The organism is Stenotrophomonas rhizophila (genome assembly GCF_000661955.1).
Taxonomy (GTDB): Bacteria; Pseudomonadota; Gammaproteobacteria; order Xanthomonadales; family Xanthomonadaceae; genus Stenotrophomonas; species Stenotrophomonas rhizophila.
Genome location: NZ_CP007597.1, coordinates 2915302 through 2931919 on the forward strand (window position 1 = coordinate 2915302; position 16618 = coordinate 2931919).

Consider the following 16618-nt stretch of genomic DNA (forward strand, 5'->3'; position numbering starts at 1 on the left):
TCAGGGGACTCGAGACGACGGGCACCACGCTCAGCGCTTGCCCAGCTTGTCGACGCGGTCGAGCAGGTTCACCCAGAACGCGGCGGGCAGGTCGGCCGCCAGCGGCACGGCGAAATGCCACTCGTTGGCAAACACCTTGCACTTCACCGCATCTTTCTCGGTCATCAATACGGGCAGTTCGCTGCCAAACCGCAGGTCGGCGGCCTGGTAGGCGTGATGATCGGGGAACGCGTGCGGCACCACGCCGATGCCCTGCGCGCGCAGCATGTCGAAAAAGCGCTGCGGGTGCGCAATGCCGGCCACCGCATGCACGCGCTGGCCACGGAAATGTGCCAGCGTGCGCGGGCGACCTCCGCTGAGCGGTTGGGCACTGTCGATATGCAACTGCATCGGCCATTCGCCGAAGCCGCACGCCGGTTGCGCGCCAACGCCATCACTGGCCTGGCCCATGTTGACCACACGGAAATCGCAGTCGTTGGCGCGGCTGACCGGCTCGCGCAATGGGCCGGCGGGGATCATCCGCCCGTTGCCGTAGCGACGCTGCGCGTCGACCACTTCGATCTCGATATCGCGGGCCAGCCGGTAATGCTGCAGGCCGTCGTCGCAGACGATGATGTCGCAGCCGGCCTCGACCAGCGCCTTGCCGGCGGCCAGGCGATCGGCATCCACGCGGACCGGCACGCCGGTCTTCCACGCGATCAGCACCGGTTCGTCGCCGCCGATGGCGGTGGACGTGGTGGCCTCCACCCAGCGCGCCGTGCCCGGCTCGTCGCGGCCGTAACCGCGACTGGCCACGCCGGGCTTCCAGCCGGCGTCACGCAGGCGCTTGACCAGCGCGATGGTCAGCGGGGTCTTGCCGGTGCCACCGGCCGTGACATTGCCCACCACCACCACCGGCACCGGCAGCGCGTGGCGTTTCAGCCAGCCCCGCCGATACAGCAGCCTGCGCAGCGCAATGGCGCCGCCGTACAACGGCGCAAGCAGCCGCGCCGGCAACGGAATGGCGCTGCCGTCATACCAGTACGACGGCGTGCGGGTGCCCTTGGCCGCCATCAGGCCTGCCTTTCGCGGAACTGCATCTTGTGCAGGTGCTCATACAGCCCGCCGAGGGCCAGCAGCTCCTGGTGGGTGCCGCGTTCGACGATGCGACCGTGGTCCATGACCAGCACCTGGTCGGCGTGTTCGATGGTGGACAGGCGGTGTGCGATCACCAGCGTGGTGCGCTCGGGCATCAGGCGCTGCAACGCGTCCTGGACCAGGCGTTCGGATTCGTTGTCGAGTGCGGCGGTGGCTTCGTCCAGGATCAGGATCGGTGCATCGCGCAGGATCGCGCGTGCGATCGCCAGGCGCTGGCGCTGGCCGCCGGACAGCAGCGCGCCGTTTTCGCCCACCGGCGTCTGCAGCTGTTGCGGCATGCGCTCGATGAACTCCCAGGCATTGGCCGCTTCGGCGGCGGCGCGGATCTGCTCTTCGCTGGCGTCCATGCCGTAGGCGATGTTGGCGCCCACGCTGTCGTCGAACAGCATCACCTTCTGCCCCACCATCGCCACCTGGCGGCGCAGGTCGGCCAGCGGGTAGTCTTCCAGCGAAACGCCGTCCAGGGTGATGCGGCCCCCGTTGGGTTCGTAGAAGCGCGGCACCAGCCGGATCAGGCTGGTCTTGCCGCTGCCGGAACGGCCGACGATCGCGGTGACCGTGCCGGGCTTGGCGACAAAGCTGATGTCATCCAGGGCGATGCCGGTGTCTTCACGGTAGCGCAGCATCACGTGCTCGAAGGCAAGCTCGCCCCGCGCACGGCCGATCTTCTGGATGCCCTCGTCACGCTCGACCGGCAGGTCGAGGATGCCGAACAGGCGCTCGGCGGCAGCCACGCCACGCGAGATCGAGGTCTGCACGCTGGTCAACCGGCGCAGCGAGGGAATGATGGCCATCATCGAGGTCATCAGGCCCATGAACTGGCCTGCGTTGAGCTTGCCGGCCAGGGCTTCGCGGGTGGACACCCACACGATCACCGCCAGCGCCAGCGCGGCCAGGAACTGCACCGTGCTGGACGCCAGTGCACGGGTGGTCTCCACCTTCATGTTGAGGCCGAGCATGCGGTTGGCCAGGCGGGCATAGCGCGAGATTTCATGCGCCTGGGTGCCATGCACCTTCACTTCCTGCTGCGCGGCCAGCGACTGCTCGGCGGTCTGCGCCATGCTGCCCATGCCGTCCTGGATGCCACGGCTGATGCGGCGGTAGCGCTTGCCCACGAACGACACGATCACGCCGATCAGCGGCACCACCACCAGCATCGCCACGGTGACCTTGACGCTCATCTGCAGCATCACCACCAGCATCGCGATGATGGTCAGGGTGTCGGCCACCAGTGTCTTGAGCGCGTCGGCGCTGGCCTGGGTGACCTGTTCGGTGTCGTAGTTGAGGCGGCTGACCATCACCGGCGTCGCCTCGCTGTCAAAGTGCGAGGACGGCAGGTGCAGGTACTTTTCCAGCACCTGTTCGCGCAGATCACGCACCACGCTGCGACCGGTGCGGGCCAGCGCGTAGTCGCTGACCAGCGTGGCCAGGCTGCGCATCATGAACAGGCCGAGGATGGTCAGCGGCAGGATCACCGCCATGCGCGGCTCGGGGTTGACGAAGCCGCGGTTGACCAGCGGCTCCATCAGCTTGGTGAAGTGGTAGCCGGCAAGCGCTTCGACGACCATGGCGATCACCGCGGCCACCATGAAGGTCCAGTAGGCGCGGGTATAGCCGAGCAGGCGCTTGTAGATCGGCCAGATCGGGGCGTGTTGTTTACTCATGGATGCACCTCCGGCGCAGTAGCGATGGCGATGCGGCGGAAGCCGAGCTGGCCCAGGGCATCCTGGGCAGTGACAACGGCCTGGTAAGGCGTGCGCGCATCGGCGCGCAGCAGCACGGTCTGTTCACGGTCGCTGCCAGCCACCGCGGCGATGGTCTGTTTGACCGCCTCCACGTCGGTACGCAGCACTTCCTGGTCGTTGATGAAGTAGCGCCCTTCGGCGTTGACCAGCACGCTGAGCGAACGCGGCGGCTCGCTGTTGTCCTGCTGGCTGGCGGTCGGCAGCTGCAGCTGCAGGGTCGAGCGCGCGTCGAAGGTGGTGGTGACCACGAAGAAGATGATCAGCACGAGGATCACGTCGATCAGCGGTACCAGATCGATATGCGGCTCGTCCTGGACCCGGTCATTGCGAATACGCATCCGTCAGCCCTTGGCCGTAACGGGTGCGGCCGGCGCGGCGCTCTGCGCACGGGCGCCGGTGTTCATCACCCCGGGGCGACCGTCCAGCGCATCCAGCAGCGCGCTGGCTTCCTGCTCCATCTCGATCACGTAACCGCCGATGCGGCCCTTGAAGTAGCGATGGAACATCAGCGCCGGAATCGCCACGATCATGCCGGTGGCGGTGCACACCAGCGCCTTGCCGATACCGCCGGCCAGCTGGTTCACGTCGCCCACGCCGTGGTCGAGGATGCCCAGGAACATCTGGATCATGCCCACCACGGTGCCCAGCAGGCCCAGCAGCGGGCCGGCCGAGGCGATCGTGCCCAGGGCGTTCAGGAAACGCTCCATGCGGTGCACCAGGTGCCGACCGGCATCCTCGATGCGCTCGCGGATCTGGTCGCGCGGGCGGTTGCGCGCTTCCAGCGCCACGGCCAGCAGCGCACCCAGCGGCGAGTTGGCGCGCAGCGACTGGATGTGGCTGGGGTCGAGCTTGCCGCGCGCGGCCCAGTTGCGCACTTCCTGGCCCAGCCCGGGGGGCAGGACCTCGTTACGCCGCAAGGTCCAGAAACGCTCCAGGACAATTGCCAAAGCCAGTACGCCCAACAGCAGCAGCGGCACCATCGGCCAGCCACCGGCCTTGACCAGTTCCCACACGTTTCAACCCTCCGGCCCATCAGCCGCTTGTTTGACCGCCGATAGGATAGCAGCCGACCGCGCCCGCTCCGCGGCATCCCACCAACGCGGCTGAAAAACCCGCTGTTCACGCACGTGCAGGCCTTCACGCCCGAGCCAGGCGCGCAGCGCGCCACTGTCGGCGGTGTTCAGCACTTCGGCTCCGGCACCTTGCCAGCGCGCGACCACCGCCGGCCGCGGGTGCCGGAAGCGGTTGCCGTGCCCGGCCGAGACGATCGCCAGCCGGGGCGCCACCGCGGCTACCCAGGGAGCACTGGAGGAGCCGTCACTGCCATGATGCGGCACCACCACCAGCTCGGCCCGCAGCGTGGACGCGGCCTGCAGCAGCTCCGTCTCGCTGCGCGCACCGATATCGCCGGCCAGCAGGATCGCGCCCTGCGCGGTCACGATACGCAGCACGCAGCTGCTTTCGTTGCCCTGGTACGGGGTGCCCGGGCGGGGGTGCAGGAACTGGAAGTTCACCCCGTCCCAGCGCCAGGACTGCCCTGCATGGCAGGGCGCATCGATGCCTGGCAACGCACCCTGCGGCGCCAGCAACGGTGCGCGCGGGAAGCCACGCTTGACCGCCGCAACGCCGCCGGCGTGGTCGCGGTCGCCGTGGCTGAGCACGAGCCGATCCAGCCGACCCTCGCCCAACGCGCGCAGAGTGGGCACGACGATCCGCTCGCCAGCGTCGAACCCGCCCGTCGCAGCGGGGCCGGTGTCGTACAACAACCGGTGGGTGCGGGTCCGCACCCATATGGACATGCCCTGCCCCACATCCATCACCAGCAGCTCCACCTCACCGTCGCCTGGCCGCGATTGGGCCGGCCACAGCAGCGGCAGGCACAGCAGGGCCGCCGGCAGCCGCCCACCGCTGCCGCGCGGCAGCAGCAGCCACGCAACCCCGAGCACCGCCGCCAGCAACGCCGCGTCGCGGGCCTGTGGCAGCCACCACAGCGCCAGCGGGCTGCGGGCCGCATAGCCGAGCAACCACCAGCTGCCTTCGAAACACCACGCGGCCAGCTGCCACGGCCAGCGCCCTGCCCCCTCCACCAACGCTTCCAGTGCGGTGCCCAGCAGCGCCAGTGGCACCACCACTAGGCTCCACCAGGGAATCGCCAGCAGGTTGACCAGCGGCCCGGCACGCGAGGCCTGGCCGAACAGCGCCACGGTGAGCGGCAGCAGCGCCAGCGTGGCCACGCCCTGCGCCGCCAGGAAGGTGCGCAGCCAACGCGGATCGCGCCCCGGCAGGCACCACACCAGCCACAGCACCCCGGCGAAGCTGAGCCAGAAGCCGGGCGCCAGCACGGCCAGCGGATCCACCAGCAACACCGCCAGGGCGGCCAGCGCCAGGGCCTGGCCGACCGTCACCCGGCGCCGGCTGCAGCGGGCGGCGGCCAGCACGGCAATCATCAGCACGGTGCGCACGGTCGGCAGCGCAAAGCCCGCCACCGCGGCGTACAGCGCCGCCCCGGAGACGGCGGCAACGGCCATCCCCAACGGGCGAGGCCAATACCGCCCCAGCGGCGGCCACACGCGCCAGGCGCAGCCGGCCAGCCACGCCGCGAACCCGGCGACAAGCCCGACGTGGAAGCCGGAGATCGCGATGAGGTGGGTCAGCCCCAGTGCGCGCAGGTCGTCCCAGTCGGCCTGGGTGAGCGCCCGGGTATCGCCCAGCGCCAGGGCCTGCATGAAACGCGCGCCGCCCCCGGTTACCTGGGCGGCGATGGCCGCCGCCATGCGTTCACGCCAGGCGGGCACCCCGCTGCCGGGCGTCAGTAAACGGGCGCTGTCCGGTTCACGGACCTGTCCGGACCCTGCCACCCCCTGCAACAGGGCGTGGCGTTCTGCATCGAAGCCACCGGGATTGCGCAGCCCCCGTGGCGGGCGCAGCCGTGCATGCAGCCTCCAGCGCGCCCCCGCCTGCACGCGCCGACGCGGATCCTCGCTGCTGTCAGACCGGGCATGCCACCCCATCGCGAACACGCGGTCGCGCACCTCAACCGGTAGCGCCGGATCGTCGTCGACGCGAAACAGGAACCGGCTGCTGCGCCCACCGTGCTCGGGCAGGCTGATCACCCGGCCCTGCAACACGTGATCGCCCCCCGCCGCGGCAGGCAGCTGCCGCGCAAGCGCCGTGTGCCCGTGCAGGCAGGCGCAGCCCACCCCAAGCAGCGCCGCGCCCAGCCAACGCCATCGCGAGGGCCAGCACCACACCAGCAGACCGACACCGACGGCCACCATCCCCAGCCCACGCGGCAGCAGCTGCGGCGCAAGGACAATGACGCACACGCCCACCAGCAGCGCCGCAGCGCACGCCTTGCCGAACAGGGGAAGTGGAACCGCCGCTGGCACACCGTCACGGCCTGCCGCGATGACCATGCAACGCTCCGGGCACAAAACCCGATGCTGGGCCGGGCCGGATACCTGCGCTATCGGGCAGGCCGTCGTCTGGATGTCGGTGAATGTCGCGGGTGCCGCCATGGCGACCCGACCAACGCCGACCCAAACGAAAAAGCCGACCTGATGGCCGGCTTTTCTGTGGGTCCCACTGCAGTCTCTGCGACTGGAGTGGTGGGCGGTACAGGGTTCGAACCTGTGACCCCTACCATGTCAAGGTAGTGCTCTACCGCTGAGCTAACCGCCCGTTTGCTGCTTCTGCGCCGCTGCGAATGCGTCGGTGCAGGCCGCGTATATTACGGACGTCCCCCGACAAGCGCAACACTTTTGTGAAGGTATTTCACAACGCGTTGTTCAGCCCAGACTGGCCTCCTTCAGCTGCCGGATCTGGTCGCGTACGTGCGCGGCATCTTCGAACTCCAGGTCGCGGGCATGCTGGTACATCTTCTGCTCCAGCGCCTGCAGCCGCTTGGCGATCTGCGCTGGCCCCAGCGTGCGGTAATCCACCGCCTCTTCGGCCACCTTGCCACCGCGGCCCTTGCCCTTGCCGCGCGACTCTTTCTCGGCCGCATCCGACCGTGCGCCTTCAAGCACATCGGTGATCGGCCGCAGCACCGACTTCGGCGTGATGCCATGCAATTCGTTGTACTCGACCTGCTTGGCGCGACGACGGTCGGTCTCGTCGATCGCCGCCTGCATCGAGCGCGTGATCTTGTCGGCGTACAGGATCGCCTTGCCGCGCAGGTTGCGCGCTGCGCGGCCAATGGTCTGGATCAGCGAACCGGTGGAACGCAGGAACCCTTCCTTGTCCGCATCCAGAATCGCCACCAGCGACACTTCGGGCATGTCCAGGCCTTCGCGCAGCAGGTTGATGCCCACCAGCACGTCGAACTTGCCCAGGCGCAGGTCGCGGATGATCTCCACCCGCTCCACCGTGTCGATGTCCGAATGCAGGTAGCGCACGCGGATGCCGTGCTCGGTGAGGTAGTCGGTGAGGTTCTCGGCCATGCGCTTGGTCAGCGTGGTGACCAGCACGCGGTCGCCGAGCTTGATCCGCTCGTTGACTTCGCTCATCAGGTCGTCGACCTGGGTCCCCACGGGGCGGATCTCCACCACCGGATCAATCAGGCCGGTCGGGCGCACCACCAGTTCGGTGATCTCATCGCCGGCTTCGCGCAGTTCGTACGGACCGGGCGTGGCCGACACGTAGATGCTGCGCGGGCACCGTGCCTCCCACTCCTCGAAGCGCAGCGGGCGGTTGTCCAACGCCGACGGCAGGCGGAAACCGAACTCCACCAGGGTTTCCTTGCGCGACCGGTCGCCCTTGAACATCGCGCCGATCTGCGGAATGGTCACGTGCGACTCGTCGATCACCAGCAGCGCGTCGGCCGGCAGGTAGTCGAACAAGGTCGGCGGCGGCTCGCCCGGGGCCTTGCCGGTGAGATGGCGTGAATAGTTTTCGATGCCGTTGCAGAAGCCGACCTCGGCCATCATCTCCAGGTCGAACTGGGTGCGCTGCGCCAGGCGCTGCGCTTCCACCAGCTTGTTCTGCTCGTACAACTGCTCCAGGCGCGGCTTGAGCTCGGCCTTGATGGTTTCCACCGCCGCCAGCACGCGCTCGCGGGTGGTCGCATAGTGGGTCTTGGGGTACAGCGTGTAACGCATCAGCTTGCGCAGGCTTTCACCGGTGAGCGGGTCGAACATGCTGATCTGCTCGACCACCCCGTCGAACAGCTCGATGCGTACCGCTTCGCTGTCCGACTCGGCCGGGAACACGTCGATGACCTCACCCCGCACGCGGAACGTACCGCGCTGCAGCTCGTACTCGTTGCGGGTGAACTGCAGCGAGGTCAGGTGGTTGATCAGGTCGCGCTGCTCGATGCGCTCGCCGGTGGACAGGATCAGGCGCAGCGACAGGTAGTCTTCCGGCGCGCCCAGGCCGTAGATCGCCGACACCGTGGCCACCACGATCGCGTCCGGGCGGGACAGCAGGGTCTTGGTCGCAGCCAGGCGCATCTGCTCGATGTGCTCGTTGATCGAGCTGTCCTTCTCGATGAAGGTATCCGACGCGGCCACGTAGGCTTCGGGCTGGTAGTAGTCGTAGTAGCTGACGAAGTACTCGACCGCGTTGTTGGGGAAGAACGACTTGAACTCACCGTACAGCTGCGCGGCCAGGGTCTTGTTCGGCGCCATGATCAGCGTCGGTTTCTGGACGTTCTGGATGACGTTGGCAATGGTGTAGGTCTTGCCCGAGCCGGTTACGCCGAGCAGGGTCTGCTTGGCGATGCCCGCCTCGAAGTTGGCCGTCAGCTTCTCGATCGCCGCGGGCTGGTCGCCGGCCGGCGAATACGGGGAGACAAGTTCGAAGCGATCGCTCATGGTGCCGCCATATCCGGGGCCTACCAGTATACCGGGGGCAATAGTGACGGCCGGCTGAGGGGAAGGCCGAGGGGGAGGCGGGGCGTTGGCCGGTAGCCCCAATCGCGGCCGGGAGCGCATGTTCAGGCCTTGCCATCAACGGTTCTGAGCCATGCATATCGCATTTCACCCCCGGGCAACGGCCATCGGGATCGGGCTGGTCCAGGTGCTGGTTGCCTTGGGCATCTCGGCGATCCTCGCGTCGCTTGCCCTGCCAGGCATTCAGGCGCTGCTGGACCGCACCCGTGCCGACGGCGTGCGCCTGCAGCTGATGTCCGCCTTTGCCTCTGCGCGCAGTACCGCGCTCAGCCGCCGGCATGCGGTAACGGTATGCGCCAGCCAGGATGGGCAGCAGTGCGGCGATGACTGGAGCGCAGGGTGGTTGATTTACCGGGACCACGACGACCTGGCACAACCGGCAGGCCCTGCCGAGGTGCTGCATTACCATGCCGGCACCCGCGCTGGCGCGGTGCGGGCAAGCGCAACTTCGGGGCGGCCGCGCCTGCGTTACGGCCCCAACGGGCGCAGCTTTGGCCGAAACCTGACCATTACCCTGTGCGTCCGCGGGGAACGCCATGGCGAGGTAGTCGTCAACAACAGCGGCCGCGCGCGGTCACGCACCTACCGCGATCACCAGCCTTGCCCGTGACCGCCGAAGCCGCGGCCCGGAAACGACAAAAGCCGCGATTTCTCGCGGCTTTTGCAGAATCTGGCGCCCGAAGTTGGACTCGAACCAACGACCCCCTGATTAACAGTCAAGTGCTCTAACCGGCTGAGCTATTCGGGCGGGGAGCCGAATTCTAGAGGTTGCCGCGAAACGATGCAACACCCTGCCCCGCACGGCGCTACCAGCAGCCGGAAACCGTCGTCTCGGCGGGCGTCTTTACACTCGCCTGGTTGATGGACATCGTGCCGCACTTGTCCTTGGTCTGCGCGCCCTGCGGCGTGGCCGTGATGGTGAAGGTACCGGCGGCCTGCTGGATGCCCAGGGTGTACCAGGCCGTCGCCCCTTCGCGGGGCGACCGCGTCGAGGGCAGTGCAAAGCCCTGGTAGGTGTTCTGCACGGTATGGAAGCGCTCGGCCATCTGGCTGTACTCCACCAGATCGGCCTTGGCCTGCGCACGCCGCGATTTACGCACCTGGTCCTGATAGGTCGGCACCGCGACCGCTGCAAGAATCGCCACCACGGCCACCGTGATCATCAACTCGATCAAGGTGAAACCGAGCGACCGACGACGGTCGCTGCAGGCCCGGTAGAACTGTGTAGAACGCATGCGCGTGCTCCGTTACTGAATCTGGCGCCAGGATTGGCGACCACAGGGGTAAGGCAGGTACATCGGCTGGGCGCCGGCCACGTTGACCACCATCCAGCACCCGCTGCCCGGCACCGCCGGCGGTGCGGCCCCGCCGCCCGGGTTGGCAGGCGCCTGCAGACGCGGCACCACCGACACGGCCACGTCCTTGACCGGTGCGGTTCCGCCAGTATCCAGGGCGATCGCCGCGGTACCCGCCGCGTACGACTTGCCCGTCGGAGACCCACTGCGCACGGCCGACAACGCGGCAGTCCCGGACCGGGCGTCCAGTCCGAACAACCAGTTATTGCCGATCGTGCTGCACCCCGTCGAGTTCACCGACGCGGCATACGTCGGCATGAATACCACGCCGGATACGATGTCCGGATAGCCCACCGCGCGCTCACCCTTGGGCAGGTCGATATACCAGCCAAGCACGGTTGCAGGCGTGGTCCCGACCGTCATCGACCGGGAGGTGCCATCGGTGCCTGCCGCCACCACGTAAGGCTGCAGCGAAGCACGGGTGACCGTGGTGATGGTGGCACCGGAGGTATCAGTGAAGCCGTACAACGACTGGGTCGATTCATCGGCCACGTCATTGGCGAACGAGAAGCTGCCGGTTCCGAACATCAGGAGCACGCCGCCGCCCTCACCTGCCGCGGCCGTCAGGCCACCGGTAATGGGCTGGCGGTACACCATCTTGGATTCAGTACGCGCGAGCGTAGTGAACACCGGCGTGGAGATGCTGTCGGCCTTGTCCAGCAGGTCAAAACGCCACACCGCACCGTTGGCATCAGCACCGTAGACGGTATCTGCGTAACCATCACGCACCGCATTGGCAGGCGTGGCGTTGTCCTTGCGATCCAGCACCACGATGTTGCCCAGGCCATTGACGCCGTTCGGCGTACCCGCGCCGGATTCCGCCGCCTCGATCATGCGCACCTTCGGATCGCCGGTGCCAATGTCCACGACGAACAGCACCGCCTTGCCGTTCTTGCTGTTGTAGCCGTTGCCGAAGATTGCCTTCCAGGTCACGGTGTTGCCCGACTTGACTGGCACGATGACCGGCTTGCCCAACACGTGGCCGATATTGTTTCGAATCTCGGGCGTTGCACCGGTGATGTCATTGATTTCCCACAGACGGCTACCGGTACCGAAACTGCCAGGGCTGGTGACATCCAACGCGAACACGCCGCGTCCGCCCGCCCCCGTGGTGCCCACCAGCGTGGTGTGCCACGACGTGCCATAGAAGGTGTCGCCGACCGTCAGGGGGCCATCGACGAAATAGCGGTGGGGCACCTGGTCCTTGGCATTGAGACGGTTGTAGGGCTTGAGCAGGTTGCCCATGTGCCCGACCGAGGTAGCCGGGATATAGGCGAATGACTCGCGCCCGCCGCTGCCGGCAGTGGCGCCCGCCGCGTTCAGGCCGCCTTCGAAGGCGTGAAGCATGCCGTCATTGGCCCCAACGTAGACCATGTAGTTCCTGGTCAACTTGGCCTTCATGTAGGCGTCGTAGCTGGTTCCCAGATCACCCGTCAGCGCACGGTACCCGTAATCGTCGATCGGGGAGCTGATCTGCGGCGAAGAGTTGATGATGTCGCCCAGGATCGCCGATCGGTCGCGCAGCTTTCCGCCATTGCGGACTTCACCGGAGGTATCGCCACGCAGGTAAGCCACAGCGGTGGCATCGGTCGCGCCAAGCCCCGCCAGACCAGTCGAATCGCAGCGACTCATCCCCGGATAAAGATCGGTGGGCGTGGCACACAGCGTATCCAGGGTAACCGTGGACGACGTGAACTCGCTGACAGTCTTGCCGTTGGCGTAGTAAATCTTGCGTGCAGCTGCCGCCGGGAACCGGGTGCTCGCCTCCCAGATCGGCGTGTACTTGGCCGCCTGCGTCGCCGGATCCACCGTGACCTGGCTGGCGGAAAGACGGCTGAACCAGTCGGTGCCTTCGTTGGCCACCTCGTATGCGGGGCTGACGGTCAGCGAGCCCGCACCGATGCGCGCACCGGTCAACGCGATGGTACCGGACGGTGACGAACCCGCTGCCACGGCCGACAGCACGCGCCGCATGGCGGCGGTCACTTCCGCAGGCGTCTTTGCGTTGATGAACTCGCCACGCGAATTGATCGCGGCATGCCACAGTTCGTCGATGACACGACCATCGTCGGAATCCATCGGGCTACCGTTGGCATTCCAGTTCGGCGTGGTGGTGTAGGGGTCCTTCGTGGCCGCCTGGTTCACCTCGTAGATCTTGCCCTGCGCACCCAGCGTCACCCCGTAGAAATTCATGTGGAGATTCGGCTGGCAATCCAGTCGCTTCCAATCCGCCGAGGCTTTGGACAGGGTGTCGCACTGCTTGCTGACAGGCACCTGCCCCTTCGGGAAGCCGGCATCGTCCCGCAGCGGCACCAGAGGGCCGTCGTAGTAGGCGGCCGCGATGTCGGCGATGGTATTGGAGTAACTGTCGGCGAACGGCGCACCGGTGAAGTTCGTGGTCCCGGTGGAATCAGCATTGCCGTAGTTGGTGCCCTTCGGCACCGCGCTGTCGGTATTGGTATAGCCGTCAGTGAACAGCATGCCGCCATTGCGCTGGCAGGCCAGCGCCACCGGTGCGCCGGGACCGGTACGGGTGAACTGCTTTCCGAGGAAGTCGACCGCCTGCCGGTTCGGCGTACCGCCATTGGGCTTCAGCGAATAGATCTGCTGATACAGCGAGGCGCGTTCCTTGACGACGTCATACATCGTCACGTCCACGCGGTTGTTGATGGTGAAGTAGCCCACACGCATGTTCTCGATCTCGCCCATTGCATGCGAGGACGAGCCGACCATCGACAGAATGCGGTTACGGTGATACTGGAACCAGTTGGCGAAATTCTGGATCGCAGCGTCATAGCCGCTTGAATAGTTGTCGGAAATGATCGTGTAGCGGCGCATGCTGCACCCCGGGCCACACGCATTGCTGATCACCGGTCGATTGGCATCGTCGGTCTTGTAACCTGCCGGCGCGGGATCGGCCGCCGGCAGGTAGAACGTGGCCGGGAAATACTGCACCGTCACGACGCAGTTCATCGGCGCTACCCAATCCTTCTCCAGCTTGACAAACTTGCCGCCGGTATCGGCCAGACCATCATTGTTCGAATACGTGCCGCGGTTGGTGGTGTACGTGGTGTTGCAGTACTCACCGTCGCGTTCACTTGCGTAGTACATCGTCCCGGCCGGAATGGTCATGCCGGTAAGGAACTGGAACCCCTCCGTGGTCACTGCCCGGGCGTTCCGCAGATCGTAGGTGACGTTGTAGGGCGTGCTGAAATCCTTGCCTGAGCGAGGATCGGCCCGGGTGGCACGGATGTCCGCCGCCGGCTGCAGGAAGTTGCCCGCGCCGTCCTTGACGGCCATCCGCCAGGGATCGTAGGTCACGGCCGGATTGAAGTAACCGGCGTTGTAGGTGGGCGAACGCGCGAAGCCAAACGCATCCAGCGGCGGGATCGCCCGCCCGCTGCTGTAGGCAGTGTTGAAACCGTTGTGCGGGAACAGGTAGAGATAGCAGTCGGCCGAGTTGGATGAACAACCGGTGCCCACGTTGTAGAACACGCCCGCCGACTTGAAGAAGCTGCTGCCATTCCACTGCATGCGCCCATCGCCGCCGACGAAGATGCGCTCGAAGGTCATCGAGTTGGAATCATCCACCGCCATGATGAAGGCCGGCGTCGCCGAGCTCACGGTGTTGAGGGGGGCCTGAGCCAGATCACCCTGCCCCTGCGCGGCAAACAGGCTATACATGAAGTAGGCACCTGAGCCGACCAGCAGCAACCCTGCCGCTGCCGTGATACCGAATTTGCGCGTAATCATGACGGCGGCCTCAGAGCTTGAAAACAGTGTCGATGACAGCTGACGAGGAAGGCCCCGCCGGCACATCGGTTGAGAAGGAGGTGATCTGGTAGATCGGTGCGGTCGGATCGAGCGGCTTGCCCATGCCCAGCGAACCACCGCCGATGATGCAGGAGTCGATCCGGCGCACATTGACCGCGTCGGCAGCGGTAATGACCGTGTCCCGGCCCCACTTCACCGGATCGTAGCCATCGTCGCAGTTGAGCTTGATGTTGCTGTCCTGGATCGGTGCGTCGCTGGCCAGGGAGGTGCGGTTGGCGATCGCCTCGATGGCATGCTCGGTGCGCCGGGTCAGGCCTTCGGTATTCTGGAATGCCGTGTTGGTCGCCCGGTAGTTGGACGCCATCTTTTCCTGCATGCCCGCCACCTGCATGCCGGCGATGCCGATCAAGGCCAGCAGGATCAGCATGATCAGGGCGACGTACAACACTGCGCCGCGCTGTTGTGCGGGCGCCACGAATGCTCTGGAAGACCGGTTCATGGCATCAATTCCCGAAGAGGCGGTTGCGCAGCGCGATGGAGGATTCGTACGCGGCGCGGTAGCGTGCGTCGTTCTTCGCCGCCGGCGCGAAACGCAGGCCCAGCGAACGCGGGTCGTTGACGGCCGCCACCGACGCGGTTGCCGTCGCCGGCCCCGGACTGCGGGCCAGAACGCCCACCTGCACCAGGCCTACGCGCCGCCACTGGCCTGCCCCGGCAGCGTCGTCGGTGCTGGCCACCGCGGTGGCGATGTTCTGCACGGTAATGTTGCCGGTTGGCAGAGTGGTCTGACTGATGATGGGCGTCGAATCGAGGCCGTACATCACCTGCAGGTTTTCGATGCCCTCGACCAGTTCTTCAGCCGCATCGTAGGTGCCGCCCTTGTTGGCACGCGCGCGCATCAGCGCGGGCTCGCCACTGGTGGAGGTGCCGATGAAGTACGCAATCGACTCGGCGCGGTACAGCATCGTTTCGCCGGTCGGCTGCACGTTGTAGCGCTGCAGTGACGGCCCGGCGGCCGTGACCACGCCGGCAGCGTAGGTACCGATGAAGATATCAGCGTGACTGCAGTCGGCAATGCCGAACACACCCGGCGCAGTCACGCCATCCTCGGTAAGACGCTTGCCGAGTTGAGCATCGAAGCCGACCTTGCTGTTGGCGCCCGCACTGATGCTGGTCACCGGCACGCCCACGGGCGCCATGAACCGCAGCACCAGAATGTCGCTGCCACCGCGCACCGGCAGGCTCTTCAGCGCAGTCGGCAACCCGGTCGGCACCGCCCAGGTGGCGCCCAGGGTCAGGCTGTTGGTGGGCCCGGTACTGGGCGCTTCATAGCCCTGCACCGACACCGAGAAGTCCAACGGATGGCCGCTACCGGTCGTGGCTGCGGCAATGTTCACGACCGGGTCGCCCTGGTTCTTGACGAAGTGGGCCTGGTCGTTGACGCAGCCGAAGTGGCCGGCCATGCGGATATCACGCTGCAGGAACTCCAGCGCGAAGCGCGCGTTTTCCTGCGCGCGCGCAGCACCGGCGGCAAGCTGGGATGCTTCGCGCGATGCCGAGAACACCTGGATGACGCCCAGCATCAACACCAGGCCGATCACCATCGCGATCATGACCTCGATCAACGAAATGCCCGCGACGCGACGCGAACTGGCCAGGACGGGGCTCATAGCTGGGTCACCGCGGTGAAGGTGGTGGTGGTGTTCGGGTTGGCCTTGTCCCATCGCTGGTCGCCCCAGGTGATGCCGACAGTGACCCGGCCATTGGCGTTGACCACCGTCGCGCTGGCACCCTCACCAAGCGCCTGTACCACCTGGCACTGCCAGCGGGCGATGTTCTGGCCGATGTCCACCGTGCCGGTCGGCCGCGAGCAGGCAGTGCGGGTCACTGCGCCGGACGCGAACGTGGCGTTGGTGTACCAGGCCGACTGGAAGCGGTTGGCGCGCATCTGGTCGATCAGGTCATAGGCAAGATTGGTCGCCTGGGTGCGGTAATTGGCACTCTGTACGAAGCGCACATTCATGGTCTGCAGGAGGGCAAAGCCAAGCAGGCCGAAGGCCAGTACGATGATGGTGATCAGAACCTCGATCATGCTGAAACCACCGGCGGCACGGCGGCCACCTGGCGCACGGAAGCGTTTCATGAGCAGTTCTCTTTGAGGGTGCTGACTTGCCCGGAGGCATTCACGGTCAAACGGCGGCGCAGCTGCTGGGTGCCACACTTGCTGGGCTGCAGGCTGATTTCCTGCGGATCGGCACTGCGCCGACGACCGTGGCCGTCAAACGCGATGGCCGCCGACGACGGGCCGGCCGTCTGCAGCGCCGGGTTCACCACCACGTAGCGAAGCACGACTTCGCCGGTGGAGTAGCCGCTGTCGCCGTCCACATCGGCCCAGGCCAACATGCCCTTGCTCCAGCTGCCGTCGCAGCTGGTGCCGGTGGAACTGCCACAGACGCCACCGCCCCGCTTGTTGCGAATGGCCTCGCTGCGCGCCAGCGCAACCAGCCCGGATGCCTCGTTGATGCCGGAGGCGACCCGGTTCGAGCGCAGCGTGCTCTGGAAACTCGGAAAGGCGATCGCAGCCAGGATGGCAACCACCGCAATGGTGATCATCAACTCGACCAGTGTGAAGCCTTTGGATCGGCGGACGGACATGGAACGCTCCCCAGCGTGATGGCATAGAAGATGAACGCCCCGCCGCCCGGCGGCAAGCGGC

Annotated in this window: 13 protein-coding genes and 2 tRNA genes; 1 reads left to right on the plus strand and 14 read right to left on the minus strand. The window is 66.5% G+C overall.

From position 1 onward, the window contains the following. Positions 1-30: 30 nt before the first annotated feature. From lpxK to uvrB, 7 genes are all read right to left on the minus strand, one after another. Positions 31-1053 carry a tetraacyldisaccharide 4'-kinase gene (lpxK, locus tag DX03_RS12625; protein ID WP_038689235.1) on the minus strand — a complete coding sequence of 341 codons (1023 nt, stop codon included), beginning with the start codon at positions 1051-1053 and terminating at the stop codon, positions 31-33. Next, positions 1053-2801, minus strand: coding sequence for a lipid A export permease/ATP-binding protein MsbA (gene msbA, locus DX03_RS12630; protein ID WP_038689237.1), 1749 nt, complete (start codon positions 2799-2801; stop codon positions 1053-1055). The genes lpxK and msbA overlap by 1 nt, the downstream gene beginning before the upstream one ends. Beyond that, entirely contained in the window at positions 2798-3220 is a 423-nt protein-coding gene (locus DX03_RS12635) for an ExbD/TolR family protein (RefSeq protein WP_038689239.1), read from the minus strand. The genes msbA and DX03_RS12635 overlap by 4 nt, the downstream gene beginning before the upstream one ends. Before the next feature lie 3 nt (positions 3221-3223). Beyond that, a complete protein-coding gene (locus tag DX03_RS12640) occupies positions 3224-3895 on the minus strand; it encodes a MotA/TolQ/ExbB proton channel family protein (RefSeq protein WP_038689241.1) in 672 nt (223 codons plus the stop codon). A gap of 3 nt (positions 3896-3898) precedes the next feature. Further along, a complete protein-coding gene (locus tag DX03_RS12645) occupies positions 3899-6298 on the minus strand; it encodes a DNA internalization-related competence protein ComEC/Rec2 (RefSeq protein ID WP_185753346.1) in 2400 nt (799 codons plus the stop codon). A gap of 190 nt (positions 6299-6488) precedes the next feature. Next, positions 6489-6563 (minus strand) — tRNA-Val (locus DX03_RS12650). 107 nt (positions 6564-6670) lie between these two features. Continuing rightward, complete coding sequence (uvrB, locus tag DX03_RS12655; protein WP_038689243.1) at positions 6671-8695, minus strand: excinuclease ABC subunit UvrB; 2025 nt, start codon at positions 8693-8695, stop codon at positions 6671-6673. Positions 8696-8846: 151 nt separating this feature from the next. Between uvrB and DX03_RS12660 the strand changes: the two genes are divergently transcribed. Continuing rightward, positions 8847-9383 (plus strand): GspH/FimT family pseudopilin, encoded by a 537-nt coding sequence (locus tag DX03_RS12660; RefSeq protein ID WP_038689245.1) that lies wholly within the window; start codon positions 8847-8849, stop codon positions 9381-9383. 61 nt (positions 9384-9444) lie between these two features. Here the strand turns inward: DX03_RS12660 and DX03_RS12665 are convergent. From DX03_RS12665 to DX03_RS12695, 7 genes are all read right to left on the minus strand, one after another. Next, positions 9445-9521 (minus strand) — tRNA-Asn (locus DX03_RS12665). Positions 9522-9579: 58 nt separating this feature from the next. Continuing rightward, entirely contained in the window at positions 9580-10008 is a 429-nt protein-coding gene (locus tag DX03_RS12670) for a type IV pilin protein (protein WP_038689246.1), read from the minus strand. Between the two features lie 12 nt (positions 10009-10020). Continuing rightward, entirely contained in the window at positions 10021-13881 is a 3861-nt protein-coding gene (locus DX03_RS12675) for a pilus assembly protein (protein ID WP_038689248.1), read from the minus strand. A 10-nt stretch (positions 13882-13891) separates the two neighbouring features. Further along, positions 13892-14401 carry a pilus assembly PilX family protein gene (locus DX03_RS12680; protein WP_038689250.1) on the minus strand — a complete coding sequence of 170 codons (510 nt, stop codon included), beginning with the start codon at positions 14399-14401 and terminating at the stop codon, positions 13892-13894. Between the two features lie 4 nt (positions 14402-14405). Continuing rightward, complete coding sequence (locus tag DX03_RS12685; protein ID WP_038689252.1) at positions 14406-15572, minus strand: PilW family protein; 1167 nt, start codon at positions 15570-15572, stop codon at positions 14406-14408. Then, positions 15569-16045 (minus strand): type IV pilus modification protein PilV, encoded by a 477-nt coding sequence (pilV, locus tag DX03_RS12690; RefSeq protein ID WP_038689254.1) that lies wholly within the window; start codon positions 16043-16045, stop codon positions 15569-15571. The genes DX03_RS12685 and pilV overlap by 4 nt, the downstream gene beginning before the upstream one ends. Beyond that, positions 16042-16557 (minus strand): GspH/FimT family pseudopilin, encoded by a 516-nt coding sequence (locus tag DX03_RS12695; protein ID WP_038689256.1) that lies wholly within the window; start codon positions 16555-16557, stop codon positions 16042-16044. The genes pilV and DX03_RS12695 overlap by 4 nt, the downstream gene beginning before the upstream one ends. Positions 16558-16618: the final 61 nt, after the last annotated feature.